The 25,135-nt window shown below is 58.4% G+C and carries 30 protein-coding genes; 9 read left to right on the top strand and 21 right to left on the bottom strand.

Going from position 1 to position 25,135, the window contains the following annotated elements; all coding sequences use genetic code 11:
• Positions 1–192 precede the first annotated feature (192 nt).
• Positions 193–801, bottom strand: a complete 609-nt coding sequence (locus JBO08_RS07100) for an HD domain-containing protein (protein WP_258407028.1) — start codon at positions 799–801, stop codon at positions 193–195.
• Positions 802–825: 24 nt separating this feature from the next.
• Positions 826–1,941, bottom strand: a complete 1,116-nt coding sequence (locus JBO08_RS07095) for a TauD/TfdA family dioxygenase (protein WP_258407029.1) — start codon at positions 1,939–1,941, stop codon at positions 826–828.
• 89 nt (positions 1,942–2,030) lie between these two features.
• Here JBO08_RS07095 and JBO08_RS07090 point away from each other — a divergent pair, with 89 nt between their 5' ends.
• Positions 2,031–2,936: a LysR family transcriptional regulator gene (locus JBO08_RS07090; RefSeq protein WP_220074267.1), complete on the top strand. Its 906-nt coding sequence runs from the start codon at positions 2,031–2,033 to the stop codon at positions 2,934–2,936.
• Between the two features lie 221 nt (positions 2,937–3,157).
• Here the strand turns inward: JBO08_RS07090 and JBO08_RS07085 are convergent, their stop codons facing one another.
• Positions 3,158–3,862 (bottom strand): hypothetical protein, encoded by a 705-nt coding sequence (locus JBO08_RS07085; protein WP_309304227.1) that lies wholly within the window; start codon positions 3,860–3,862, stop codon positions 3,158–3,160.
• Positions 3,863–3,931: 69 nt separating this feature from the next.
• A complete protein-coding gene (locus tag JBO08_RS07080) occupies positions 3,932–4,237 on the bottom strand; it encodes an NIPSNAP family protein (RefSeq protein WP_065873002.1) in 306 nt (101 codons plus the stop codon).
• Positions 4,238–4,894: 657 nt separating this feature from the next.
• On the opposite strand from JBO08_RS07080, the gene JBO08_RS07075 reads away from it, so the two are divergent.
• Together JBO08_RS07075 and JBO08_RS07070 are read left to right on the top strand one after the other, a co-directional pair.
• Positions 4,895–5,134, top strand: a complete 240-nt coding sequence (locus JBO08_RS07075; protein WP_220074268.1) for a hypothetical protein — start codon at positions 4,895–4,897, stop codon at positions 5,132–5,134.
• 42 nt (positions 5,135–5,176) lie between these two features.
• On the top strand, positions 5,177–5,590 hold the full coding sequence (locus tag JBO08_RS07070) for a hypothetical protein (protein WP_220074269.1): 414 nt from the start codon (positions 5,177–5,179) through the stop codon (positions 5,588–5,590).
• Between the two features lie 184 nt (positions 5,591–5,774).
• On the opposite strand, the gene JBO08_RS07065 is transcribed toward JBO08_RS07070, so the two are convergent.
• The 3 genes from JBO08_RS07065 to JBO08_RS07055 form a co-directional block, all read right to left on the bottom strand.
• Positions 5,775–6,101 (bottom strand): DUF2388 domain-containing protein, encoded by a 327-nt coding sequence (locus JBO08_RS07065; protein WP_220074270.1) that lies wholly within the window; start codon positions 6,099–6,101, stop codon positions 5,775–5,777.
• Between the two features lie 414 nt (positions 6,102–6,515).
• Positions 6,516–7,103 carry a hypothetical protein gene (locus tag JBO08_RS07060; protein ID WP_220074271.1) on the bottom strand — a complete coding sequence of 196 codons (588 nt, stop codon included), beginning with the start codon at positions 7,101–7,103 and terminating at the stop codon, positions 6,516–6,518.
• Positions 7,104–7,324: 221 nt separating this feature from the next.
• Positions 7,325–7,606 (bottom strand): hypothetical protein, encoded by a 282-nt coding sequence (locus tag JBO08_RS07055; protein ID WP_220074272.1) that lies wholly within the window; start codon positions 7,604–7,606, stop codon positions 7,325–7,327.
• Between the two features lie 194 nt (positions 7,607–7,800).
• On the opposite strand from JBO08_RS07055, the gene JBO08_RS07050 reads away from it, so the two are divergent.
• Entirely contained in the window at positions 7,801–8,274 is a 474-nt protein-coding gene (locus JBO08_RS07050) for a GFA family protein (RefSeq protein ID WP_220074273.1), read from the top strand.
• Here JBO08_RS07050 and JBO08_RS07045 read toward each other — a convergent pair.
• Positions 8,246–8,773, bottom strand: a complete 528-nt coding sequence (locus JBO08_RS07045) for a DinB family protein (RefSeq protein WP_220074274.1) — start codon at positions 8,771–8,773, stop codon at positions 8,246–8,248. The two genes, JBO08_RS07050 and JBO08_RS07045, sit on opposite strands and share 29 nt — an antisense overlap.
• A gap of 125 nt (positions 8,774–8,898) precedes the next feature.
• On the opposite strand from JBO08_RS07045, the gene JBO08_RS07040 reads away from it, so the two are divergent.
• Entirely contained in the window at positions 8,899–9,591 is a 693-nt protein-coding gene (locus JBO08_RS07040; protein ID WP_220074275.1) for a tellurite resistance TerB family protein, read from the top strand.
• 62 nt (positions 9,592–9,653) lie between these two features.
• Here the strand turns inward: JBO08_RS07040 and JBO08_RS07035 are convergent, their stop codons facing one another.
• The 8 genes from JBO08_RS07035 to JBO08_RS07000 form a co-directional block, all read right to left on the bottom strand.
• On the bottom strand, positions 9,654–10,475 hold the full coding sequence (locus JBO08_RS07035) for a hypothetical protein (RefSeq protein ID WP_065880558.1): 822 nt from the start codon (positions 10,473–10,475) through the stop codon (positions 9,654–9,656).
• A gap of 18 nt (positions 10,476–10,493) precedes the next feature.
• On the bottom strand, positions 10,494–10,841 hold the full coding sequence (locus JBO08_RS07030) for a DUF2493 domain-containing protein (RefSeq protein ID WP_065873010.1): 348 nt from the start codon (positions 10,839–10,841) through the stop codon (positions 10,494–10,496).
• Positions 10,842–10,906: 65 nt separating this feature from the next.
• Positions 10,907–13,621 (bottom strand): magnesium-translocating P-type ATPase, encoded by a 2,715-nt coding sequence (gene mgtA / locus JBO08_RS07025; RefSeq protein ID WP_065909382.1) that lies wholly within the window; start codon positions 13,619–13,621, stop codon positions 10,907–10,909.
• A gap of 726 nt (positions 13,622–14,347) precedes the next feature.
• On the bottom strand, positions 14,348–14,959 hold the full coding sequence (locus tag JBO08_RS07020) for a LysE family transporter (RefSeq protein WP_065880556.1): 612 nt from the start codon (positions 14,957–14,959) through the stop codon (positions 14,348–14,350).
• A gap of 48 nt (positions 14,960–15,007) precedes the next feature.
• Positions 15,008–15,694 (bottom strand): arsenical resistance protein ArsH, encoded by a 687-nt coding sequence (gene arsH / locus JBO08_RS07015; protein WP_220074276.1) that lies wholly within the window; start codon positions 15,692–15,694, stop codon positions 15,008–15,010.
• A complete protein-coding gene (locus tag JBO08_RS07010; RefSeq protein WP_065873014.1) occupies positions 15,691–16,164 on the bottom strand; it encodes an arsenate reductase ArsC in 474 nt (157 codons plus the stop codon). The genes arsH and JBO08_RS07010 overlap by 4 nt, the downstream gene beginning before the upstream one ends.
• Before the next feature lie 13 nt (positions 16,165–16,177).
• Positions 16,178–17,461 (bottom strand): arsenic transporter, encoded by a 1,284-nt coding sequence (locus tag JBO08_RS07005; protein WP_220074277.1) that lies wholly within the window; start codon positions 17,459–17,461, stop codon positions 16,178–16,180.
• 19 nt (positions 17,462–17,480) lie between these two features.
• Positions 17,481–17,837 carry a metalloregulator ArsR/SmtB family transcription factor gene (locus JBO08_RS07000; RefSeq protein ID WP_065873016.1) on the bottom strand — a complete coding sequence of 119 codons (357 nt, stop codon included), beginning with the start codon at positions 17,835–17,837 and terminating at the stop codon, positions 17,481–17,483.
• A 176-nt stretch (positions 17,838–18,013) separates the two neighbouring features.
• On the opposite strand from JBO08_RS07000, the gene JBO08_RS06995 reads away from it, so the two are divergent.
• From JBO08_RS06995 to JBO08_RS06985, 3 genes are all read left to right on the top strand, one after another.
• A complete protein-coding gene (locus JBO08_RS06995) occupies positions 18,014–18,229 on the top strand; it encodes a hypothetical protein (RefSeq protein WP_065873017.1) in 216 nt (71 codons plus the stop codon).
• A gap of 71 nt (positions 18,230–18,300) precedes the next feature.
• Positions 18,301–18,996 (top strand): AzlC family ABC transporter permease, encoded by a 696-nt coding sequence (locus JBO08_RS06990; protein ID WP_065880555.1) that lies wholly within the window; start codon positions 18,301–18,303, stop codon positions 18,994–18,996.
• Positions 18,993–19,304 (top strand): AzlD domain-containing protein, encoded by a 312-nt coding sequence (locus tag JBO08_RS06985; protein WP_065873019.1) that lies wholly within the window; start codon positions 18,993–18,995, stop codon positions 19,302–19,304. The genes JBO08_RS06990 and JBO08_RS06985 overlap by 4 nt, the downstream gene beginning before the upstream one ends.
• 152 nt (positions 19,305–19,456) lie before the next feature.
• On the opposite strand, the gene JBO08_RS06980 is transcribed toward JBO08_RS06985, so the two are convergent.
• Complete coding sequence (locus JBO08_RS06980) at positions 19,457–19,672, bottom strand: hypothetical protein (RefSeq protein ID WP_065873020.1); 216 nt, start codon at positions 19,670–19,672, stop codon at positions 19,457–19,459.
• 243 nt (positions 19,673–19,915) lie between these two features.
• On the opposite strand from JBO08_RS06980, the gene JBO08_RS06975 reads away from it, so the two are divergent.
• On the top strand, positions 19,916–20,269 hold the full coding sequence (locus tag JBO08_RS06975) for a hypothetical protein (protein ID WP_065873021.1): 354 nt from the start codon (positions 19,916–19,918) through the stop codon (positions 20,267–20,269).
• A gap of 144 nt (positions 20,270–20,413) precedes the next feature.
• On the opposite strand, the gene JBO08_RS06970 is transcribed toward JBO08_RS06975, so the two are convergent.
• The 4 genes from JBO08_RS06970 to modC form a co-directional block, all read right to left on the bottom strand.
• Positions 20,414–21,118 carry a YoaK family protein gene (locus JBO08_RS06970; protein WP_065873022.1) on the bottom strand — a complete coding sequence of 235 codons (705 nt, stop codon included), beginning with the start codon at positions 21,116–21,118 and terminating at the stop codon, positions 20,414–20,416.
• A 69-nt stretch (positions 21,119–21,187) separates the two neighbouring features.
• Complete coding sequence (locus tag JBO08_RS06965; RefSeq protein ID WP_065945283.1) at positions 21,188–22,810, bottom strand: ABC-F family ATP-binding cassette domain-containing protein; 1,623 nt, start codon at positions 22,808–22,810, stop codon at positions 21,188–21,190.
• Positions 22,811–22,934: 124 nt separating this feature from the next.
• A complete protein-coding gene (locus tag JBO08_RS06960; protein WP_220074278.1) occupies positions 22,935–23,972 on the bottom strand; it encodes a DNA topoisomerase IB in 1,038 nt (345 codons plus the stop codon).
• 78 nt (positions 23,973–24,050) lie between these two features.
• Entirely contained in the window at positions 24,051–25,130 is a 1,080-nt protein-coding gene (modC, locus tag JBO08_RS06955; RefSeq protein ID WP_220074431.1) for a molybdenum ABC transporter ATP-binding protein, read from the bottom strand.
• Positions 25,131–25,135 lie beyond the last annotated feature (5 nt).

Below are 25,135 nucleotides of genomic sequence, written 5' to 3'. Positions count from 1 at the left end.
TGGCTGACGCTTATGAATTGCGCCTTTCCCGCTTCGATTATCGGCCAATCGCCAGTACGGCATAACCGCGTTTCTATTATGAGGAGCATGCGGTTTTCTTATGGATCAGTAGGGAGGGATCCACCTGGATATGCACGTAATAGCGGCAGCACGCTGCCGCTATTACGCAAATTTGAACCGTAAGTAAAATGCCTAGGCCACAGGTTGGTCGAGCGCGCTGCGGCCCATAGTCTGGTCGCCAACGTACTTTTGATCGAATGCTGGCCGAGTGAAAATCCTCCGAACCATAGGCTCGAAGTGCTCCAAAGGGCGAGTCGGGTAATCGGGGTCAAAGGACGATTGGTCCCATTCCTCACAGAAGCGCACACAGCTCTCGTAGTACGGGTGATCCTTGTACAGATCCCGCTCATTACGATCACCGCCGAAGAAGTGCACGTAGTAGTAGTTCTGGAAGAGGCCGTGAAAATTGATGACCCAGGTCACCTCTGGACGAACATATGGGCGAAGGATGGATGCTGCATACTGGGAGTGGTTGTAGGGGGCGAGCTCGTCGCCTAGGTCATGGATCAGCGCTGCAACCACCATCTCCTCATCTGCACCAGCGTCCTCAGCTCTACATGCGGTCTGAAGCGAATGAGCGAGCCTGCTCACCTTGTAACCGCTTAGAGAGTGTTCAAGATCCCGCAAGCATTTTAGGAGCCGATCTGGCAGCTCCTTTGCGAAATCAGTTTCCAGCTGGGTCAGCATTTCATATTCGGCTTTGGTGCCGTCTTTCATCTGGGTAAAAGCTACGGTTTCCATCATCAGTCCTCAGGCTTTCGAATCTTATTGAGCTCTCAAGCTTCTTTTCATGGCTTTGTAGATGCCTTTGGGGCCGTCCATATCCATGTAGCAACCTTGCAGATGGCGTCGACCTTCATTGGTATCAAAGCTCGTCCGTCCATGGAGGACACGGGTGTTGTTGAACATTTGCAACTCGCCGTTCTCCAGCTTGAAACGTCGCTCGAATGCCGGATCCACAAAGAGCTCCCCCATGCGACGACGTGCACGGTGGAATATGGCCATGTCGTGTTCATTCAGCAGCGGTAGATAGTCGAGGCGCGGGCTATAGCTGACACCTGTCATTCGGCCTAGCGCGTCAGTCATGATGATCGGCCGGCGTTCAATCAACTCCACGTCGTTGTCGACGTGGCGGTAACGTACCGGCACGTTGGCCAGCAGTTCGAAGCCTTCAGGATCTTCCAGCTTGAGCTGCTCTGCGGCCGCGAGACTGTCTACGAGTGTAGAGAGGCCTCCCGATGTTTCGTTGATCAGGCAGTGCAAGAGCTGGATGCCAGGCATCGGGTCGCGATAGGGGTTATCGGTATGAGGATCGAGGTGAATCGAGCGATAGGCCAGGTCATTGGAGTTAGGCCGGGAGTAGACCTCGAAGTACTTGCCGAAATTAGTTTCGCGCACCTGGCCGAAGATTTTGCCTACATCCAGAACTGACTCTGCTTCGGTGGGCACGTTCTGGATAACGACAACCCCATAGGTCAAAAACTTGCTGAATGCCTCCAATCGATAATCGAAGTCACTCAGTCGGTTGAAGTCGATGTAGATGAGCTGAGTGTCAATATTGCTCTTCCAACTGATGGGCGTTGGCAGGCCATCCAGCGGATCGAAGTCGGCACGAAACTCCGTGAGGTCATACAGCCCCGCATAACCATCACTGAATGACAGCCATGCCTGATCTACGCCTTTGGCCTCTGCTTCAACCAGAGTGATGCCGTCAGGAAGGTTATGCGGGTTAAACAGTCTTTGCTGAGTAGTGACATCAAGACTGATAGCGTCCTGGCAACGCTCCCGCAACCACAGAGGCGCTAGCACAATGGTTTCCCCTGGCAACTGTGCGATCACGGATGCCGGTTGTTGCTTGATTTCAAAAGTGACCTGTACCATGAGAACCTCCAAATAGGTGGTCTCAGTATCCTTACGTGCTCAGGGGATAAACACCCGCAATCCCCTTATTAGAGGTATGCATAAACGTTATGGAGCCGAGCGAACAGGACCTCCCGCCACTTAAATCTTTGGTCGCCTTTGAGGCCACAATCCGCTTGGGTTCGATGACGGCCGCAGCTGTTGAATTGGGCACTACTCAACCGGCGATTTCTCAACGGATTCGCACCTTGGAGGAGTCGCTTGGATGTGTACTCTTCGAACGTAAAGGTAAGCTGTTGCGACCCACCTATGAGGGTCAGCAGATTTATTCAGGCCTAGCATCCCCGGTGAGTGAAATTAAGGCAGCGGTCAAGCGCATGCGTCGCCATTTCAACAAGCAGAAACCTACCATCTCGATCGCTGCGAATTTTGGATTCTGCTATTTCTGGCTTATGCCGAAATTGCCTGCGCTCCAGGGCCAGTTCCCCCAGATTCAATTCAAGATTCGCCCAGTAAACCTTGACGATGATCCGATGCTTCAAGATGCCGATATCGCCATTCAGTTTGGATCCCTCGACGGTGACTTCCGATTTGAAAAGCTACTGATCCCCGAGACGGTATTCCCAGTGTGCAGTTCAGATCTGGCTGAAAAGCTGGGGCTAATGGAAGGTACGAAAATAAGCAGTATCGAGGATCTACCGCTGCTTCATAAGGACAGCGATGACTCCCGGTGGCTGGATTGGCATCACTGGTGCCTGCACGCGAAGATCACTCCGCCAGAGGAAGCGCCAGTTTTTTGCTTCAATAACTATCCATTGCTGCTGACCGCTGCGCAGGAGGGTCAAGGTATCGCCTTGGGCTGGGCTGGGCTGATCGAAGAGCAGATCAAGGCGGGCAAATTGATCGCTCTCGGGCCTTCAGTAGACCGGCCTCACCGGGGTTACATTGTGAGATCGAACTATCACGAGACACTTCTGGTGAGGGATGTCCTTCAGTGGCTGATTGCGGCAAGCTGACCTTGAAGCCTGCGCCGTTGAATGTCCGCCAAATCCGTTTCCGCTGCTGAAAATCGTGCTGGCGAGGTATTAGATTAACTCGATGCCGATCCCGCCAGGGACCAGACTCGTCTATCTGGCGAGCATTCTCGCCTAAATGGGTGTCCGATTTCATTAGACCACTACAGTCGCGTTTCCATGTGGTTTAGGCAAAGCCTAGGCTTTGTACAGTGCTTAAAAAGTTACTGATGATTTTTTGATACAGTTTTCGCTGTATCTAGCTCGCTTTGTAAGGACCGAAGACGAGCATCATTTGGATATTTTAGTTTTAGCTCGTCCAAGTTTATTTTTGCCTTTGAATATTGTTCGAGCTTTATTAGATTCCGCACCAAAACTATTTGAGTTACTCGCCCTGGGGCAATATCAAAAGCCGCTTGATTAAATTCTAGGGCTTTTTTGAAGTCGGTGTACTGTTTACCGTTGTCGCCCATATACAAAAGGCCAAGTACGTTGTTTGCCGAAAGCTGGTGCGGGTCGATTTTGACCGCCTGTTCGAGGCGATCTCGGGCCGAGGCGACTCTGCCTTGCATCAGATCTGCATCCGCCATATTGACGAGATAGTAATAGGAGTTAACTGGGTAATAAGCCGCTGCTTTTGCCGCATATTCTCCCGAACTCTGGTAGTCACCTGCCTCATAGTAGCTAAGGGATATATACCGTAGGGCTGAAGCCTTTTGTTGATTGGTGGCTGCTGGGTCTGCCTCAATTTTCTTAAAGTTTGCAATGGCAGCAGTGTTATTTCCTCGATCTTGAAGTTCTTGGCTTTGCGCAAACGTGTTTTTTATTTCGTTTTTATGTTCGTTGGTTTTTAGTGAGTCTTGGATTTTATCGCAGCCCAATACAGCTAAGCACAAACAAATAATGAACGCTATTTTCAATTTTTGCACTTTCTTTCTCGACGTTGCCGGGCGTGCCTGCCTTAGTATAAAAAGCCCTGCGGACCGGGTTTGTTTCTTTCAGTCAAGTACTGGCCGCATGAAGCTTCTCTCCGTACTGACGATAAATCTCTTATCCGCTGCCAGCGCGAAGGTACTAACGCATTCGGGGTCAGTTTTGGACTCCTCGCGATAGCGCTCGTAATCCGCAAGGCTCGGAAAGCTGAAAAGGCAGTAAGCGACGTTGTTTGCGCCTTCAGCGGGGAGGAAATAACCATGATGTGTGCCCCCCATGCGATTGACTATGCGAATCCACAGTCTTGAGTAGTTTTCAAAGGCCGGGATTTGATAGGGGTCAATCTGATACTTCAGATGGCAGGTGATCACGCGAGTCGTCCTTGTCCAGTTTGAATGAGTAGCTTACTGGACATCCGTGTGATTGGTAAAACTCGACTAGGTACTGGTTTTTTTTGCATCAGCTTTACGCCTTCCAATCGAAACCCACCGGCGAAAGCGGAAAGATCACAGTGTTCGTGATTCGGACGCCGTTGGCTCGGGTTGCGACATTGTCGTATACGTCGATGGTCGAAAAGCTACAAAAATCGGCACCGGGTAGCGCGTTACCTTTTACCTGTCGCCTGGATCGCCGAAATCTAGGCGCTGGCCTGGCGGGCTTAGGCTTGTGCGCAGGAGCTGCAATACGAACCATTGCAGCAACGGTGCAGCCTGGCAAGAAAAGCCTGTACCGCATCAGCGGCGACATGGCAGGCTTTTACATTGCCCCCCTATGTCGATTACAACTGGACCAAGAAAACCATGAAGCCGCCTCCGGGCGGCTTTTTATTGCCTGGAGAAAACATGGACGCAGCACAGAAGCCCGATATCTACGGCACCGAGGGCGGCTCGTAAAAGCCAAAAACTCCAGCCGAAGCGCCGGACAACCTGCGCTCTGTAGCGATGGCTAGTCTCCAGTGAAGGGTGGTTGCTGTTGAATGCGTTGACTGCTACAAAACCGGCCCAATGTGCTGCCAAGGACTGCAATCAATGATTCTGCTACTGATGGCTCTTCTGATGCGCGCGGAGGATCCCGTCTATGCTGTCAATGAAGAAAACTGCAAATTTGGACATTTCATTGAGCTGCCGAACGACTACAGGAGTCGTCGACTGATGAAGGCGTGCTTTGAAGGCATCAAAGATGAACCCATGCCCGCCAGTGGAAACTTGCAGGAAAAGACTGTGCGCCCACTGAAGGAACTCATGGGTATTTCGGTTGATTTACGGTAGCGCACACCCCATCGTGGTCTGAATGGGTGAGGATTTATTGCTATGCACCAGGTTGTTGAAAGGGCGTTAAACGTGATCGCAGCAGAGAGCAGCGAGCCCGAATACACCGAAGCGTTCAGCGCAGCTCATGCGGTAGTGGTTGAGTTTGGAGAGCAAAATCTGGCCGACCGACTTTTTGCCGATATCCCTGATTCAATCTCTTTCATGGAGGTGGCCCGGCTATTCGACTTTCTTGCATGGCAGACGGATGACAACGGATCAGCAATGACTCGCACTGCTGAGCGCTGGCTCGTGGAAGGCTCAGATCTGCGCAAGATTCAGATCGCTCTAAACCTCGAGGTGTACCCGTTTCCGGATGGGCAAGAGATGTACCGCGTGCTGTCCGATGTGGCTTTATCTCACCCGCAGGTGGTTGATAGATGCCAGCAGCTAATCAACTCTCGGCAGAATCGGTAGCACTTGCTCACACAGTCACATTGCGATCACTGTCGCCAGTACAGCGCACTCCGGCGTGATGATCTGGCGATTCATAGCCTCACGCTCTCGTCGTTGCGTTGGGACACCTCAGCCAACTGAATCCTCTGTACTCGAGGAGAGGCAATAAGGCGCTCGACTGTGAAAAGGTCGTGAAAGGTTACGCTCAGTGGGAGGTTACTATCGCCTGGGCCAGTTGCTCGTCCGACATTAGCGCAGGGGCATTGGTCGCGCGGTAGTACCGGGAGGCTTGTTCAAACTGGGCACCCCGTATCTCGCCGTCCGAACCGATGAACGCCAAGGCGTCGGTTTTGGCCGACTTGAAAATCTTTGGCGGATCGGTCGTGAGAGATGTGGTTGCTCCAATTAAAATGGTTGGCGAGGAAATTGTGATAAATATTCCTGCAGCGATAGGGTTGACGTCATCACCTGATACGGCCTGAGTGCTGACCGATGCCAGCAGGGCGATAGCCAGAGCCTTCCATGAGTCCATTCTTCGAAGCTTCCATTGCGATCAGAGGGCGCCACCATAGCAGAGGGGGGGATCGCTAGAAACAAGAAGCCCGGCGCTTGGCCGGGCTCGATGATGGATGCCTATCCTGCTATGACGCCTCACAAGCCCCCGGATCTTTGTATGCTTCGCACCAGGCCGCCTTCAGTAGGACTTTGCATTCGCGCATGAAAACGAGTCCATTCAAGATGCATTTTCACACGTTGCGTCGACGAAGGAATCCAATGCAGCTATTGATTGCCGTGCATAAGCTCCCCGCGACAATGCCAATAAAAACGAACACCAATGCACCGTGGCTGAAGTTCATCGGCCACACAAATGGGCTCGCGGATGATGTTGTGATGGCATCCACCAGGTTGGGTAGAGCGCTGAATACCCAAATCAACAAACCGGTGATCATGCCATGTAACGCAGTGGTGACTGCAGGTAACGCTCGGTAAACCACAGAACCGGCCATCCAACCAGCATGCTCAACAGCCCCCCGACCATGAACATCAGGATGAATGCCGGTATGCTCTCGTCCGAACCAGGAAGGTACAACGCTGCGGCCGTTCCTAGTGTTATCGCCCCTGAAAGGGGAACGGCATATACCCAGCCACGCGCTGCATACCGGGTTTCGTCGCTGCCCTCGTACAACCTTTCTATTCCGTAGATTGTGGCGGAAAAAAGCAGCCAAAGAATGATGCCAGAGCCAATCGCCAGCGGAAGGTATTTAAGTGACGCGCCTCCCAGTAGCCAGGCCACCAGCGATTGTATAAGGGCGTTAAGAAGATTGCGGCCATTGGAGCTTGCACCGTTCGCGTCACTACGCAGTAGTAAGGGAATGCCAAATACAACCCCAACGACGGTTCCAAACAGAAACCCAGAGAACAACATCGACTCATTCCAGCCTTGGGTCATGCATCGAGCGGTAGCGCAGATAATCCCTGCACACAACGGTACCGCGACCAACCGGAGCTCTTGTTCTTTTTTCTTGAGCTTCACGAGACCTCCTAAAGGTCGCTCAGTGGATATGCCGGATCAGACTAGGCGCGCACTCCACGCGAGCCTCCGCCTCGCACTCCGTAGAAGTGGTTCAGTGCTATCAGCTCCGGCAGTTTGGCTACTGCCGGGACCTCCATGAATCACACCGGTAATGGGATGGTCTACGATGATCGACTAACACTCAAGAGCCCCGGTTTTGCCGGGGCTCTTGTTTGTGTGGCTTATACGAAGGGCTGACCGCTGAAGCCCCGTGGCAAACGCTGCAAACCGGGCAGGTCGGTCAGGCGTTGTGTCCACGCGCTACGCCAGTCGATCACGGTATGGGTCTTGGCGTTACGATTGGCGCGGCGGGCAGCATTGCGCTGGGTGCGGCGCGCTTCTTTGTAGGCTTCGGTGTTGCGGCAGGTACGGCACTTGACTCGGTTCAGCTCGACGCTGGAAGGGAGGTTGGTGCCGTGGTGGCCACAGGCTAAATGACCTGCGACTTTGAAGTGAATGACCATGTAAGCGTCTCCTTCTTGGGGTACGCGCATCGGTAGACTCACAATGCGCGCGGGGAGGGCGGGGGCAGCAAAAGTCCCGACACCTAGGGTTACGACCCCAGTTACGAAGCAGCGTTCGGTTTTGGGGCTGGCTTGTTCAACTCTGCGCCCGGACGCTAACCTGCCACGCTACCCATCAATAAAAGGATGCAATGATGAGCGTCGATGCCCTGCCATACGAAGGCAGCTGCCGCTGTGGCCGTGTGCGCTTCAGCGTGAGTGCAGCCCCAGTGATCACCATGGCCTGCCACTGCACCGGCTGCCAGAAGATGTCTTCCAGCGCCTTCTCCCTGAGCGCATTGATTCCCGCCAGCGGTTTCACGGTCACCCAGGGCTGCCCGGTGATCGGCGGCCTGCAGGGGGTAGACCGCCACTACTTTTGCCCGCATTGCATGAGCTGGTTGTTCACCCGCCCTCATGGCATCAATGAGTTCGTCAACGTGCGCGCGACCTTGCTGGATAATGCCAGCGGTTATGTACCCTTCATGGAGACCTGGACCAGCGAGAAATTACCTTGGGCATCCACCCCGGCCGTTGAAAGCTTTGCGCAGTTGCCGGAGCCCGCGGCGTTCCCGCGCTTGATGCAGGCGTACGCTGAGTTCAGTCGATCAACGCTAGCAAATCCGTAGTGCCCACATCCAGGCCCGCCTGGCTCAGCAAGGTGGTTGCCTGGCCCCGGTGGTGGGTCTGGTGATTGAAAAAGTGCACCAGCAAGCTGAAGAAGTTTTTATCGGCGGCCACACCGCGCATGTTGCGGTAATGCAGGCTCTGATCCAGGTCGGGCGCCTGTACGGTGTGCGCCCAGTCAAGGATGAGTTGATCCAGCCAGGCTCGACGGGCGGCCAGTTCACGGATGTTGGCAAAGGCCAACTGCGTCAAATCAACAGGTGTGGCGACTGCGCTCAGCGGAGCCAGTGCCGCATAGCCAGCAGGATGCAAGGCAAAGCGCTTGAGCCAGACGGTGTCGCCTAATACCAGGTGGTTCAACGTACCGAGAATCGAGCCGAAAAACGCCTTGCGGTCCATAAGCAACTCCGCGTCCGACAGCGTGCCGGCCGCTTCGTAGAGCTTGCGGTTCATCCACTGGTTGTAGCGGGCCATCAGCACGACATGCTCAATCCGGTTCACTTGGGTTTTCTCTCAGAGGCACGGTGACGCCATGATAGGCCGTGCCCGCCCGGCGGTCATGGTGTTCCGGCAGGGCCGGGCTATGGTTGTTAGACGCCAACACTGCGCCCTGGGAGGGTGAGATCATGAACACCAGCGACTTACTGGAACAACTGCTGCGCGCCGGGCAAGGGGGCAGCGCCTCCTCGAGCGGCGGTTTGGGCGGACTGCTCGGCGGCTTATTGAAAGGCACCAGCACCGGCAATGCCTCGGCCGCTGGTGGCTTGGGTGGCTTGTTGGGCGGGCTTGGCGGCATGTTGGGCGGTGCCACTGGCGCTCGTCCTGCCCAGGGACGTTCCGGCGGGATGAACTACGCGGCGCTGGCTTCCTTGGGCATGGCGGCATTCCAGGCCTACCAAGCCTGGCAACGCCAGCAAGCCAGTGCTCCGCAGCAAGCCATCCAGACGGTCGACCAGCTTGACGGCCCCGCAGCCGAAGCCCACAGCCATGCTGTTTTGCGTGCGTTGATCGCCGCCGCAAAAGCTGATGGCCATATCGATGAAAAAGAGCAGCAACTGATTTCCAGTGAACTGGGGCGGCATACCGACGATCCGCAATTGCAAGCGTGGCTCGACGCTGAAGTTGCCAAGCCCCTGGATGCTGCGGATTTCGCCGAGTTCGCCAGCGACCCGGCAGTGGCGGCGGAAGTGTATCTGGCCAGTGTGATGCTGGTGGACGATCAGCAGGACGCCGAACGCAACTACCTGGACGACTTGGCAGGTCAACTGCAAATCGACCCGCAATTGCAGCTGCACTTGGAACAACAGGCCAAGGCTTGATTGATCTGCGAACTTCCGGTCGAAGTAGGATGAATGTGGGAGCTGAGGGTCTTAAAACGCTGCTAGAAGCGCAGCGTGGCTCCAGTGGTCAGCCATTGGTCTCGTTCGCCGACCAGGCTGCGCCCGACCACCAGGTCTACATCGACCAGCTCGCCGAGGTGAAACCGGGGCCCGGCCTGCCATGCCTGATCGCCACCCTCCTGGCCGTAGCGTTCGGCGATCACCGTCATTAACGGCGCGACCTGGTACTCCAGACCAGTGCCCCAAGTCAGGCGGTGTTTCTGATCGCCTTCGTTGTAGGCATGCGACCAACCGGCATTCAGGTTCACCCGCAGGGGCGCCAGCGGTTGCCACGTCAACGGGATGTTGAAGTCTGCACCCTCAAAAGCGTGTCGGCGATCCAGTGCAACGTGCGCACCGGCAGACACGGCCATTTCCAGCCCCAGGTCTTCCCGCGACAGTACCTGCGCCTTGAGCTGCGGGCCCACCTGCGTTTCGCTTTTGCCTGCGCTGGTCGCGCGTGACAGCGCCGCGCCCCATTGCACCGAAGGCATGGCGGCAAAGGTGCAGGCCGGCGACAGTGTTTCATTATGCGTACTGCCATCGTGTCGATTGGCGGTGTACCAGGCGTCGACGTTGCAGGTGCCTGGCGCATTGATCGCGCCGTCGTCGACCCCATACGCGCCGCCGGCTGCGTTGGCCTTGGACAGCAAGGCAATCATTAACAGAACGCCCAGGGTCAGCCCTATAAACATCAGGTTGCGCTGCAATGCGCGCCGCTTGGCCGGCGGCAATAGCAACAAGGTCTGGCGTGCGCCTCGGTAGTGACGCGCACGGTATTTGGCGAACCCATCCTGGCGCGCCGGGGTGTGTTTCTTGTGCATGATGCACCTCGCTTGAATTCAGCTTTCTACGGTCAGCACCGAAATGCCACTGGCTTTGGCCTGGCAGACCAGCTCGGACGTGTCGTCACCACCCGGCAGGGCGATGACCACGTCAGGGCGGCTGTCGGTAAGCATGAAATGGTTGCGCTGGCGTTCCGCCTGCTTGCCGTGGCGTTGCCAGTTGGGCGGGTAGCGCACCACGTCAATGCCCAGTTCCCGCGCCCACTCCTCAATCTCGCTGCCGAGGAATTGGTTGCCGCCGTGGATCAGTACCTGCACCGGGCGCAGGCGGTGGTAGGCGTCCAGCACTTGGCGGGACAGTCGGGTGTCGGCGTAATGACGACCTGCACAGATCAAGACGCGCATAAGGTCTTTCCTTTTAGTGCACGGTGGCGGCCGGGCGGCCGCCACCGTTTAAACGGCGGGGGCGATCAGTACCACTGCTTGAAGCGGCGGATGTAGATCGTCTTCATCAGTTGGGCTACGCAGCAGTAGCTGAGCAGGGTGCCGACCAGCCATGGGAAGTACGCCAGCGGCAGCGGTTGCAGGCCTACCAGCGTGCCCAGCGGCGAGAACGGTACGTAGATCCCCAGCGCGATCACCACACCGGTCATCATCAACACCGGCCAGGCGGCGGTGCTCTGGAAAAACGGGATCTTGCGAGTGCGCAGCATGTGCACCACCAGGGTTTGCGAAAGCAGACCCTCGATAAACCAGCCGGACTGGAACAGGGTCTGCATTTCCACGCTGTTGGCGGCGAACACGTACCACATCAGCGCAAAGGTGGTGATGTCAAAGATCGACGAGGTCGGCCCGATCCAGAGCATGAAGCGACCGATGTTTTTCGCATCCCACTTGCGCGGCTTGGCCAGGTATTCCTTGTCCATCTTGTCCCACGGCAGGGCCAGCTGGGAGATGTCGTACATCAGGTTTTGCAGCAGCAGGTGGATCGACAGCATCGGCAGGAAGGGGATGAACGCACTGGCCACCAACACCGAGAACACGTTGCCGAAGTTGGAGCTGGCGGTCATGTTCAGGTACTTCATGATGTTGCCGAACGTTTCGCGTCCCTTGAGCACACCTTCCTCCAGTACCATCAGGCTCTTTTCCAGCAGGATGATGTCGGCCGACTCTTTGGCAATGTCCGTCCCGCTGTCCACCGAGATCCCCACGTCGGCATCGCGCAGTGCCGGTGCGTCATTGATCCCGTCACCGAGGAAGCCCACGGTGTGGCCGTTGGCTTGCAGCGCCTTGAGTACCCGGGATTTTTGTAGCGGTGTCAGTTTCGCGAACACCGTGCGTTCTTCCACGCGACGTTGCAGGGTGGCATCGTCCATCGCTTCGATGTCGGTACCGAGCAGCGGCTGGCCTGGATCGAGGCCGACCTGACGGCAGATCTTGCTGGTGACCACGGCGTTGTCGCCGGTCAGCACTTTGACCGCCACGCCAATCTGTTGCAGCGCCGCAATCGCCGGGCCGGCAGTTTCCTTAGGTGGATCGAGAAAGGTCAGGAAGCCCTGGATCACCAGGTTGCGCTCATCGGCGGTGGTGTACTGCTGGCGCGCCAACGATTTCGGGATGTGACGGGTGGCCACCACCAGCACACGGAATCCGTCTTCGTTATAGTCATTGGCAAGCGCCAGCAATTCTTCACGGCGGCGCTCATCCAGCGGTACGGCTTTGCCTGCCTCCATCACGTGAGTGGAAATACCCAGCATCTCTTCCACGGCGCCCTTGCACACCAGCAGTTGATCGTCGGCCGCATCCTTGACCACGATCGACAGGCGACGGCGGACAAAGTCGAACGGCAATTCATCGACCTTGCTGTAGGCAAATGGCGCCTGGAACTTCGGATTCTGCTCCGAGAATTGCACCACGGCCTGGTCCATCAGGTTCTTCATGCCGCTTTGGTGGTAGCTGTTCAGCCAGGCCAGGGACAGCACCGCGTCATCACGCTGGCCAGAGGCGTTGACGTGATGCTCGAGGATGATCTTGTCCTGGGTCAGCGTGCCGGTCTTGTCGGTGCACAGCACGTCCATGGAGCCAAAGTTCTGGATCGCGTTGAGGCGCTTGACCACCACTTTGCGCTTGGCCATGGCGGTGGCGCCCTTGGCCAGGTTGGCGCTGACGATCATCGGCAGCATTTCCGGCGTAAGGCCTACGGCAACTGCGAGGGCAAACAGGAAGGCATCGCCCCAGTCACCCTTGGAGAAGCCATTGAGGAAGAACACGATCGGCACCATCACCAGCATGAAGCGGATCAGCAACCAACTGACGCTGTTCACCCCACGGTCGAAGGCGGTTTGCACCCGCGACCCCACAATTGCCTTGGCCAGGGAGCCAAAGTAGGTGCGTGGTCCGGTGGCGACCACCACGGCCGTGGCACGGCCGCTGACCACGTTGGTGCCCATGAAGCAGATGTTGGGCAGGTCCAGCAGGTTGGCCTGGTCGGCAGCCACTGGCCCGGCGGATTTTTGCGTAACGTCGCCGAGGGTGTCGTACTTCTCCACTGGCAAGGCTTCGCCGGTCAGCACTGCCTGGCTGATAAACAGGTCGCGGGATTCGATCAGGCGGATATCGGCCGGGATCATGTCGCCGGCTGAGAGTTGTACGATATCGCCGGCCACCAGCTCGCGCATCGGCACTTCGCGCAGGGTGGGTTGGGCGCCGACCTGCTCACGGCGTAGCACGGTGGCGGTGGTGCGTACCATGGCTTTCAGGGCTTCGGCGGATTTCGCCGAGCGGTGTTCCTGCCAGAACCGCAGCAGGCTGCTGAGCAGCACCATGGTCATGATGATGATGACTTTGGTCGGGTCGGCCTCTTCACCGTCCTGCATCGGCAGCCAGCAATCGGTGAAGAAGCTGATGCCAGCCAGCGTCAGCAGTACGTAGATAAACGGATTGTTCAGTGCCTGCAGGAACTGCACGATGGCGTGAGGCGGCTTGTCATGGGCGACTTCGTTGTGGCCTTCCCGTTGCAGCCGGGCAGAGGCGTCCAATTCGGTCAGGCCGTCCCGGGTGGCACGCACGTTCGCCAGGGTGGCCGACAGGCCGTTGTGCGCTTCGCGGGCGGCTCGCATTGACAATTTAGTGTCGGCGTCAGTGCGATTTTTCTTGTGCAGAGGCGTGTTTTTTACGGCGCTCATTGTCTGTACTCCTGTCGCCAATTCTCGACAAAACATACCCGGTACTTACCTGAAGACAGGCGAGCGAAAGCATGCCGAGTCGCTAACTTCGCGATCGGGTTAAATAAGGTGCTTATATATGTTTTGCTGGTGCGTTAATTAACTTGCGCGCAGCGAACTACAACTGGAAGTGTTCATGGCGAACCCCAGGGTATTCATCAGAAAGTTGCTGTTTTCAGCCGGTTTAAGCGGCGCGAGCGCTCACGTTAAGACCGGGGCTGAAAACCTTCGGTCTCTGTGGGTCTTGAGGGGAGGGTGTGACAATCGCCGCGCGGGAGGGCGGGAAATCGACGCGCACACGGCGTGGCGTGGCCCGCAGGGCGGCGGCCGGCGTGTGCAGATCAGGCAAAACAAAGCATTGGAAGGTCATAAAACACCTCGGGACCGGACGGGCGACCGGCGAGGCAGTTACGGTGGAGCATCGAGCTCTAGCGCAGCTTACCGGACCGTGAGGCGAGTCCTGTCATGTTCTGGGTTTGGCGCCCGATGCCCGCTAACACGGTGCTCGGACAGCGACTAGATACTGTGTCCATTGGCTTCTTTAGTGAGGTTTAAAAAAGGCCCCAGTTGCGGGCACGGGCAATCTACTCAGACGGTTACAAAATGTCAATGCATGATTAATTAAATGAACCGATGTTCAGAGTTTATTCAGGCAGACAGCCCGTGTAAGTTGTCGGCTCTATAACTTCATATTCCTTGCGCGGCCAGAACTGCCAGATAGATCAATACCACGCCGCAAGTGCCGTAACTGATGCGCTGCCACAACGGTGATGCGTTCTTGCGCAGCACGTTGACCAGCGCAGCAATCAGAAAGCACGACAACACCGACGCCAGCATGAACCCGGCGAAAAACATCAAGGTTTGCCCATGACTGGGCGTGGCGCCGACGATGCCCGACAACGCGCTGCCCAGCGCGCCCCAGTAAACAATATTCTTCGGGTTGGCCAGGGAGATCGCTGCGCCGACCGCCAGCGCATTTTGCCGAGTGCTGGCGGGTGCGTCGTCTGATTCAGGCAGCTTCCAGGCATCGATCAGGCTGCGCACGCCCAGCCAGGCGAGGTACACCGCACAGACTACCGTCAGCGGCACGCGCACGGCGTCATGCTGGATCAGCAGGGCGATCCCGGTCAGGCCGATCACCGCCCACACCGCGTCGCCGACCAGCGACCCAACCTGCACCAGAAGGGCCGGCGTGAAGCCATGGAGCAAACCACGGCGCAGGGTCTCCGCCAACACGGCGCCGGGAGAGAGGCAAAACACAAAACCGAATATCAGTGCGTAGAAAAAGATCGTCAGCATGCCCGCGTCCTTTCAGGAAAGTGCCAGAGCATACGCGGGAAGGGGGGATCAGATCGACCGTTGGTTGAGACGCTGCGACAGTTCGTCAGCACTTTCCTTGCGCTCCGAATAACGGTCTACCAGGTCCGGGCGATCGCGCAGCAGTAGCGTGAACTTGACCAGTTCTTCCATCACATCGACCACGCGGTCGTACAGGGCGGAAGGTTTCATACGGTCTTGATCGTCAAACTCCATGAACGCCTTGGGTACCGAGGATTGATTGGGGATAGTGAACATACGCATCCAACGGCCCAATACGCGCAGTTGGTTCACGGTATTGAAGGATTGCGAACCGCCGGACACTTGCATCACCGCCAGGGTTTTACCCTGGGTCGGGCGCACTGCGCCAAGGGCCAGCGGCACCCAGTCGAGCTGCGCCTTGAACACGGCCGACATCGAGCCGTGACGTTCCGGTGAACACCACACTTGGCCTTCGGACCACTTCATCAGCTCCAGCAGTTCCCGCACTTTGGGGTGATCACTCGGTGCATCATCGGGCAGAGGCAAGCCGCTGGGGTTGAAGATGCGCGTTTGTGCGCCGAAGTGCTGCAACAGGCGTGCTGCTTCTTCCACCAGCAGGCGGCTGAACGAGCGTTCGCGGGTCGAGCCGTAGAGCAGCAGGATGCGCTGCGGATGCGTCGAACCGCTACGCAGTGGCGCTGAAAGGGTGATATCGAGATTGGGCAGTGTGGTCATGAAAGCACCGCAATACGGTCGAGTTCCACCTTCAAGTCGGCAGGGCTGAGGCGGTCAAAAGGCACGGCGAAAAATGCCCGGCAGCGTGTGGCAATGATCGCCAGCGTGGCGTCAAATGCAGCTTGGACATTTGTGTCGTCGCCTTGAACATCGGAGGGGTCCTCCAACCCCCAATGCGCCTTCACCGCCGGCCCGAAGTACACCGGGCACGCTTCGCCCGCAGCTTTGTCGCACACGGTAATCACCAAGTCCGGTGGGCTGCCCGCAAAGGCGTCATTGCCTTTGCTGTACAAGCCTTCAGTGCTGATACCCGCTGCCTGCAGCGTACTGAGGCTGCGTGGCAGGACCTGGCCCTTCGGAAAGCTGCCGGAACTGATCGCCTCAAAACCGTGCGGTGCCAGATGGTTGAACACAGCCTCGGACAAAATGCTGCGGCAGCTGTTGGCGGTACACATGAACAGGACTTTCATTGCGGTATCTCCTTCAAAGACTCAGGCGCAAGGCGAGGGCGGCAAGGGTGATCAGCAGCACCGGCAGGGTCAGCACGATCCCGACTTTGAAGTAGTAACCCCAGGTAATCGTGATGCCTTTGCGTGCCAGAATGTGCAGCCACAGCAAGGTAGCCAGGCTGCCGATGGGAGTGATCTTCGGGCCCAGGTCGCTGCCGATCACGTTGGCGTAGATCATCGCGTCCTTGACCACGCCCACGGCATGGCTGGACTCGATGGACAGCGCGCCGATCAACACCGTCGGCAAGTTGTTCATCGCCGAGGACAGCAGCGCCGTCAGCACACCCGTGCCCATCGCCGCGCCCCACACGCCGTAAGTGGCGAAGGTATCGAGCCAGGTTGCGAGGTAGGTGGTGAGGCCGGCGTTTCGCAGTCCGTAGACCACCAGGTACATGCCTAAGGAAAAGATCACGATTTGCCACGGTGCTTCTTTCAGCACTTTGCGCGTGGAGATCGTGTGGCCCTTGGCGGCGATGACCAGCAGGAGCACGGCGCATACGGCGGAAATCGCGCTGATGGGAATGCCCAGCGGCTCCAGGGCAAAGCAACCGACCAACAGAATGCCCAACACCCACCAGCCGGCGCGGAAGGTGGCGCGGTCGTGGACGGCACTGGCGGGATCTTCTAGGTCGGCCGGGTCGTAGGTTTGCGGGATATCGCGGCGGAAGAACCACATCAGCACCGCCAGCGTGGCCGCGACGCTGACGAAGTTGACCGGCACCATCACGGCGGCGTATTCGTTGAAACCGATCTTGAAGTAATCCGCCGAGACGATATTCACCAGGTTCGAGACCACCAGCGGCAGGCTCGCCGTGTCGGCGATAAAGCCTGCGCCCATGACGAATGCCAGGGTCGCCGCCGGGGAGAAGCGCAGGGCCAACAGCATCGACATCACGATCGGCGTGAGAATGAGCGCCGCGCCGTCATTGGCGAACAGCGCCGAGACCAATGCGCCGAGCAACACCATATAGGCAAACAAACGCCGGCCGCGCCCACGCCCCCAGCGTGCTACATGCAGGGCGGTCCAGGCAAAGCACCCGGCCTCGTCGAGCAACAGGCTGATGATGATCAGTGCGACAAAGGTCCCTGTGGCATTCCAGATGATGTGCCACACCACCGGAATATCCGCCAGGCTGACCACGCCAGAGGCCAGGGCCAGGATGGCGCCCAGGGTTGCGCTCCAGCCAACGCCCAGGCCCTTGGGTTGCCAGATGACCAATACGATGGTGAAGATAAAAATCGCGAGTGCGACAAGCATGAATAAACGCTCCGAGGATTCAGCAGCAGGTGCTGGCCCGTTGTGGTCTGTCGCCCATTGCATCCAGACGCTGTGCGTCGCTGTGCAACCAGGGCCGGTTGGCTTGCAGGGTGGTGTGCAGCACGGTAGTCACCCAGTCGGGTAATGCCGGGTTGATGCGGTAGTAAATCCATTGGCCTTGGCGACGGTCCAGCAGCAACCCGGCACTGCGCAGTTGCGCCAGGTGGCGGGAGATTTTTGGCTGGCTGTCGTCCAAGGCATGGATCAGTTCGCACACGCAAAGTTCGCCTTCACGCAGGATTAATAACGTCAGGCGTGCCCGGGTGGTATCGGCCAGGCATTTGAACAGGGTGGGTGGGGAGATGGAGTCCAGCATGGCCAAGGCCCTGTATATATGGTTATCCGAATATACGTATTTTCATATGTAACGGTCAAATCCTGTTTCAATTGATATGGATCAAATGCCTTGAAATCCGCCACAAGTGTTTGAAATTAAAATGAAACATGAATGTCCTAAAGTGCCTCCCCATTGCTGATGAAGGAAGAACCCGCGTGACCCGTGCCACTCGCAACCTGCGCAAGACCCTGGATTCCGTCGCGGAAAATAACGAAACCGCGGCCTTCGACTTGATGCGTGCCGTCGAAAAACTCGGCGATGAAGTGCTGCGCCAACGCTTGCTCAACACCATTCACCGGCTTAACCAGGACGCCCATGAACTGCGCGAAGCGCGCGATTCGGTGGGGCCGGTGTCGGTAAGGCTGGCCTGAGCAAGATCGTTCAAGACAAGCTCCTGGTTGCGCTGGCATGCTTGTCGACTGTCTGTCGATGAGCCGTTTCCATGCCCACTGCCTTACCTCATTACGCCTTCGCTCGCGGCGCCATCGCCGTCATTCCCTTGTCCCTGGCCTGCGCGCCGTGGGGACTGCTGGCCGGTTCGATGGCCATCGATGCACAGTTCACCCCGTTGCAAGCCCAGGGTTTGTCCGCCATCGTGTTTGCCGGCGCTGCGCAACTGGTCGCCATCGGTATGGTCAAGAGTGGCGCCAGCCTGATTTCCATCGTGCTGACCACCTTGCTGCTGACGTCCCAGCATTTGCTGTACGGCATGCATTTGCGCCCAATCCTGTCGCCCCTCAAGACCCGCTGGCGCATGAGCCTGGGCTTTCTGTTGACCGACGAATTCTTCGCACTGGTCAGCCATTTTGACCGCGAGACCTTCAACCGCTGGTACGCCCTGGGCGTCGGCCTGACGTTCTATATCATCTGGAACCTGTTCACACTGGCCGGTATCGTGCTCGGCAAAAGCATTCCCGGCCTTGATCAACTGGGGCTGGAGTTTTCCATCGCCGCCACGTTTATCGCGTTGATTACGCCGGTGGTGCGTGACATCCCCACGGTGGTCTGCGTGGCCGTGTCGTTGCTGTTTTCGGTGTGCTTGAGCTTTCTGCATTGGGAGTCGGCGGTGGTGGTGTCCGGCGTGTTGGGCATGAGCGCGGGGTACGCCTGCAAGCGACTGGGAGTAGGGCAGCAATGATCTACATCATGATTGTGGCCATGGGCCTGGTGGTATTTCTCAACCGTTACCTGTTTATCGAGCCGCGCCTGCCGGTGCGCCTCAACCGTGGCGCGCGGGAGTTTCTCGGGTTCGCCGTGCCTGGCATGCTCACGGCGATTTGCGGGCCGATCATTTTCCTGGCCGACCATCAACTCAACCTCAGTCCGGCCAACCCTTACCTGCTGGCGGGGCTCAGCGCGGTGGCGTTGATGTTCTGGACACGCAATGTGTTGATCACTGTGCTGTTGAGCATGGCGTTGTTCTACCTGTTCCGCTGGTTGCTTTAATCCCCGGACGAAAAAAAGCCCGCGGGAGGGCGGGCAGAAGGGAGACTTCTAACAATGAGCATGGCCAATATAGGCAGCACAGGCTCCCTTCACAGTGAAACTAAATTCATGCTGCACACAGCAAGGCAGCCCGATTGGGCTGCCCGGGCGCATCAGCTTTTTGCGTTGAGCTTGCGCAGTTCTTCATAGGTGGCCGACTGGACGAACCAGAAGCCGGAAATGATGCACCACGTCAAAGTACCGCCCACCAATACCGCCAGGCCCGACAAAAAGCTTGCGCTGAACATCGTCACCAAACCCATCAGCCAGACGAAGGCCAGTGCGATGTAGAGAACGGAGTTGTTGACGCTGATGACGAAATCTTTCATGACGCTTCCTTGTTGAGGGTATCCCGTTGATCTCCTCAGTGAGATCAACCGCGGCATCATAATGCCATGTGTCGGGAGGCGCCACCTTCAAGCACCCCGCCAGGTGGGCGTGCTCCCACCCTTGACCGTACGCTCGCCCTCGAGGATGCAGCGAATTCGCTTTTAGGCGCGTGCGTGACGTAATAGTCCTCGGGTGTAGCAGGCTAATGGTAGAGTCGCGTTTTTTTTCAACGGAGCAATGGCATGCACAAGGTGGTAATTGGCGCACTGGTACTGGCGGCCCTGGCCGGTTGTGCAGGTTCGAAGATGAAAGAGGCGCGCGCCGGCACGCCCTACAAAACCCTGGCTTCAGACAAGGCCACACTGGTAGTTGCTGAATGCGTGCAGTTCGGCTGGCAGGATGAAAGCGTGTTCGGCGTTGACGCCGGCGGCTTCAAGGAACCCATCGGCGCCGGCGGTTTTACCGTGTACACGACTGCAGGCGACTACTTTGTCGATGTGCAAAGCGCGGGTGCCGGTTCCACCATCAAGTACTACGCAGCAGAAGACAATATGCCAGCCAAGCGGCGCTTGGCCGCACTCGCGACTTGCCTGTAATCCATTGCTTTAGTCGTTTTAGGAAATGCCTGGCACGACAGTTGCGCGGCATTTGGATTATGATTCACCCGCTCGCCCGACATGATGGCTCTTTACCAGTACACGGACGTCGAGGCTTAAACGTCGGGCGAGCACCTTTTTTCCTCAGCGCGGCATGTAGCCAAGGTGCCAGCGCCGGGGAATCTTCAGCGACACCAGCCCCAGCACGCCTGCGAAGACGCCGCTGACCAGCAGCGCCCTCAAGCCCATCTGCTGCTCGAGCACCGCGCCAATCACCGCCCCCACGAACATCCCGGCCCATGGGATCAGTTGCACGCGCCAGCCGCTGCGACGCTCCCCAAGCAGCCAGCGCCCCAGCCCGCGTCCAAACCGTGAAAGTGCGCCGGTGACGTAAGTCAGGCCTACGGGCAATCCGTTGACCTCTTCCACAGCGGCATTCAGCATGCCCATCGCGACGATCGCCGCCAGCAGCGCGGGCAATGTATCGGCGAAGGGCAGCACGGCAGCGCCGCACAACAAGCCGGCAATACACAACAGCAATGGCAGTGCATGGCGGCGGCTCAGCCGGCTGACCACGACGCCCAAGGCGTTACCGACAACAAAGGTCGCGACCAGCAACAGCAGCCGCCCGGTCAGGCCAAGATCCCCGGCGCTGATTGCTACCGCCAGGCGAGTCGTGTTGCCGCTCATGAACGACACAAAATCACCGCTGGCCATGAAGCCGATGGCGTCAGTCATTCCCGCCAGCACCGACAGGCTGGCCACCAGCATCAGCCCGACCCGGCCACGCCAGCGCTGTCGATGGGCCAGTGCAGCATTGGCGTTGGGTTTGCGCGGCGAAGGCAACATAGGACCGGGTTCCTCGGTGAGATTATCCGGCCACTACCGTAGGGCGCTTTTAGGGCGCACGCAATGACCTCAGACACACTCTAGGTACCAGCCCGTACGCTGCCAGGTGAAAAAGTGGGTCGGCCTGATCGCTTGCACGAAATCCACGTCATGGGACACCACCATCATCGCCCCTGTAAAACCTTGCAGCGCCTGTTCAAAGGCCATCACCGATTCCAAGTCCAAGTGGTTGGTCGGCTCGTCCAGCAACAACAGTTGCGCCGGCACTTCGCGCCACAAGGCAATCGCCATCGCGGCCTTCAAGCGTTCGCCGCCACTGAGTTGCCCGGCGGGTTGGGTCACGCGCAAGGCGTTCAGTTGCAGCAACGCCAGGCGCGTGCGCAATTCGGCTTCGGCCAGTGGCGTGTCGAGCAGGTTGAGTTGCTCGACGATGGAACGCTGGTCGTCCAGCAGCGCGAGATGCTGGTCGATATAGGCACTCGGCACCTGCACGCTGCAGGCGCCATTGACCGCTTGCCATTCACCTGCCAACACCTTGAGCAACGTGGATTTGCCGCACCCGTTCGGCCCACGTACAGCGATGCGTACCGGCCCGGCAAGGTGCAGGTTGAGGCAGGTCGAGGGCAGCCATGGCAATTGCGCGTCGACCAACGCCAGCACCTGTCGGCCATTGGGCACCGCTGACGCGGGCAATGCCAACAGCGTTGGCGTTTCATCCAGTACCTTTTCGTAGGCTTGGCGCACCTGGGCATCCAACGCCTGTTTGTGTTGCCCATGCGCGCTGCGCACGCTGCTGAGGATTTCCGTGGCGGCGCCTTTCCAGCGCGCTTTGGTGAAACGGTCAACATTGGCTGTTTCCGCCTGTTTGCGTGAGTGGGCGGCATTGCGTTGCAGGTTGTCATGGTCCTTTTGCAGGCGCCGCCGTTCGCGGCTACGCGCCAGGCGTGCGTGTTCCAGGGCAGCGACGGCAGCGTGTTGTTGGGCATCGCGCTGAAGGCGGTAAGCATCGTAGTTGCCGCCATACACGTGGACGCCGAGGGATGACAGCTCGATGATGCGCCCCATGGCGTTGAGCAATTGTCGATCATGGCTGACCACTACCAGGCCGCCACGCCAATCCGCGAGCACTCGCAGCAGCCAGGCACGGCCGTCGCTGTCGAGGTGGTTGGTGGGTTCGTCGAGCACCAGCAGGTGTGGCGCGGCCAACAGCGCTCCGATGACCGCGACGCGGGCCAACTGGCCGCCGCTGAGTTGGTCGACAGGGGTCTCAACATTAAGCTGCGAAAGACCCGCCGCATCCAAGGCGCTGCGCAAACGCTCGGCCAGGTTCCAGCGGTCGTCGATCAACGCCAGGTCGTCGTCCTGCGCGGCGCCTTGGGCCATGCGTTCGAGCGCTGCCAATGGCGCAGCCGTACCCGTGAGATGAGCGACTGTGTCGCCCGGCACCACCACAACGTTCTGCGCGACGTAAGCCACATGGGGCGGTCGATTCAGCGTGCCAGAGGAGGGCGACAGCTGCCCGGCGAGCAACTTCGCCAGGACACTTTTGCCGCAGCCGTTACGCCCCACAATGCCGGTGGGGGTGTGATCGATGGACAGGTTCAGGTCGTCCAGCAAGGTCTCGCCATTGGCGAACTGGAAACACAGGTGTTGCAGGGAAACGAGGGCGGGCAGCCGGTTGACGTCAGTCATCAGCACCTCCAAAAAAATGTCGGACAGGCCAACAAGCGCGCCAGGCGGCCTGTTGCAGGTACATTTTGGAAGGCTTAGTTGTTCACGTCGGCGCTCGTCCCGTGAGTCAGAAGGGAGGCAGAGCCTAACCCACCTTGGCCTTTTTCGGCAAATCCGCCGCCAGTTGCTCAAGGAACATTGCCAATGCCGCTTCTTCGGCCTTGAGCCCTTTGCGCAGGCGCGGCTTGGGCAGCTTGGAGAGTTCGCCGAGGCTGAAATGCTCCAGCACCGCAGGGTGGATGTAACACTTGCGGCATACCGCCGGGGTGTTGCCCAACTGCTTGGCGACGTCCTTGACCATTGCCACCACGTGCCGTTTGGCATCGGACTCGGGCTGCCACTCCAACTCCCGCAACACCGCCAGCGCCATGGCGGTGCCGGCCCAGGTGCGGTAATCCTTGGCGGTGAAGTCCGCACCGGTGAGGCTGTGCAAGTATTCATTCACGTCCTGTGAGCTCACGGTGTGCCGCTCGCCGCTTTCGTCCAGGTACTGGAACAAGTCCTGCCCCGGCAATTCCAGGCAGCGCTTGACCACCGTCGCCAATCGCCGATCTTTAACGCTGATCTGGTGTTCGACGCCGCTCTTGCCGCGAAACTGGAACTTGATCTCACTGCCTTTCACATCCACATGGCGGGTACGCAGCGTGGTCAGCCCGTAGGATTTATTGTCCCGCGCATATTGGGTATTGCCGACGCGGATCAGCGTAGCGTCCAGCAGCATCACCACGGTGGCCAATACTTTTTCGCGGGTGAAGCCAGGTTCGGCGATTTTCGCTTCCAGCTGTTTGCGCAATTTTGGCAGGGCGATGCCGAACTGCTGCAGCCGAGAGTACTTGTCGCTGTCACGCACCTCACGCCAGCGCGGGTGGTAGCGGTACTGCTTGCGCCCACGCGCGTCGCGGCCGGTGGCTTGCAGATGGCCGCGCGGGTCGGCGCAGATCCACACATCGGTGTAGGCCGGCGGTACGGCCAGGGCGTTCAGGCGCTTGATCTCGTCGAGATCGCGGATGCGCTCACCCTTAGGGTCGAAGTACTGGAACTTGCCCCGCAGCGTCTTGCGGCGGATGCCGGGCTGGGTGTCGTCAACATAATGCAGGTCGCGGGGTAGCGCAGAGTCGGACATGGTGCGGGTTCCTTGGCAACAAATCAGGCCGGTATGTCTGATTGACCGCAGCCGTTTGCGGTCGTGCCAAAAGGTTGCCTACGCCAACACAGCCACCGCCTTGATCTGCGCCCACAGTGTCTGGCCGGGGTGCAATTGCAACTGGTCGCGGGAGAACCGCGTGATACGTGCCAGCAACGGCGTGCCACCTGCGTTCAGGCGTACCAGCACGTGTGCGCTGTTGTCCGCCGGAACTTCCTGGGTCACCGTCACCGGCAGGCGATTGAGGATGCTGCTGTGTTCTTCTGCCTGCAGGCTGAGGCTCACATCACGTGCCTGGACTTTGATGCGCAACGCTTTGCCCACGGCCAACGCTGCATGGGCCACGCGCATGTGCAGGGCGCTGTCGGGCAGTTGCAGCGTGAGCAGCTGATAATGTTCGTCGTAGGCACTGACCGTGCCGTTGATCACCACGCCAGCGTCATCGCCCCGTGCCAGGGGCAGGTCGAGGCGCGCCAGGGTTTCGCCAATGGGGCCGCTGGCCAGGGCCTTGCCGTCGCTGAGCAAGACGATGTGACCGGCCAGGCGTGCGACCTCATCCTGAGCATGGCTGACATACAGCACCGGGATATCCAGTTCATCGTGCAGACGTTCGAGGTACGGCAGGATTTCACCTTTGCGCTGGCTGTCGAGGGCGGCCAGGGGTTCGTCCATCAACAGCAACTTCGGGCTGGTGAGCAAGGCGCGGGCGATACCGATGCGTTGGCGTTCACCGCCGGAAAGATGCTGGGGGTTACGGTCGAGCAGGTGGCCGATCGCCAATAACTGCGTGGCCTGGGCCATGTCCACACGGCGTTGCTGACGGGGGATGCGCTTGAGGCCAAATTCCAGGTTCGCCCGCACCGACAAATGCGCAAACAGGCTGGCCTCCTGAAACACGTAACCCACGGCACGCTTATGCGGTGGCACAAACACCCCGTTGCGGCTGTCTTGCCACACCTCATCATTGATCTGGATGAAACCGTCTTCGGCGCGCTCCAGCCCGGCGATACAACGCAGGCAGGTGGTCTTGCCGGAACCGGAATGCCCGTAGAGCGCGGTCACGCCGCGACCGGGCAGGTGAAGGTCAACCTCGAGGGCAAAGCCCGAATACGTGAGTTGCAGGCGCACATCAATCATTGGCA

Source organism: Pseudomonas sp. LAP_36, assembly GCF_019456785.1.
In the GTDB taxonomy this organism is placed as follows: domain Bacteria; phylum Pseudomonadota; class Gammaproteobacteria; order Pseudomonadales; family Pseudomonadaceae; genus Aquipseudomonas; species Aquipseudomonas tritici.
This window is presented reverse-complemented; position numbering and strand designations above follow the sequence as displayed.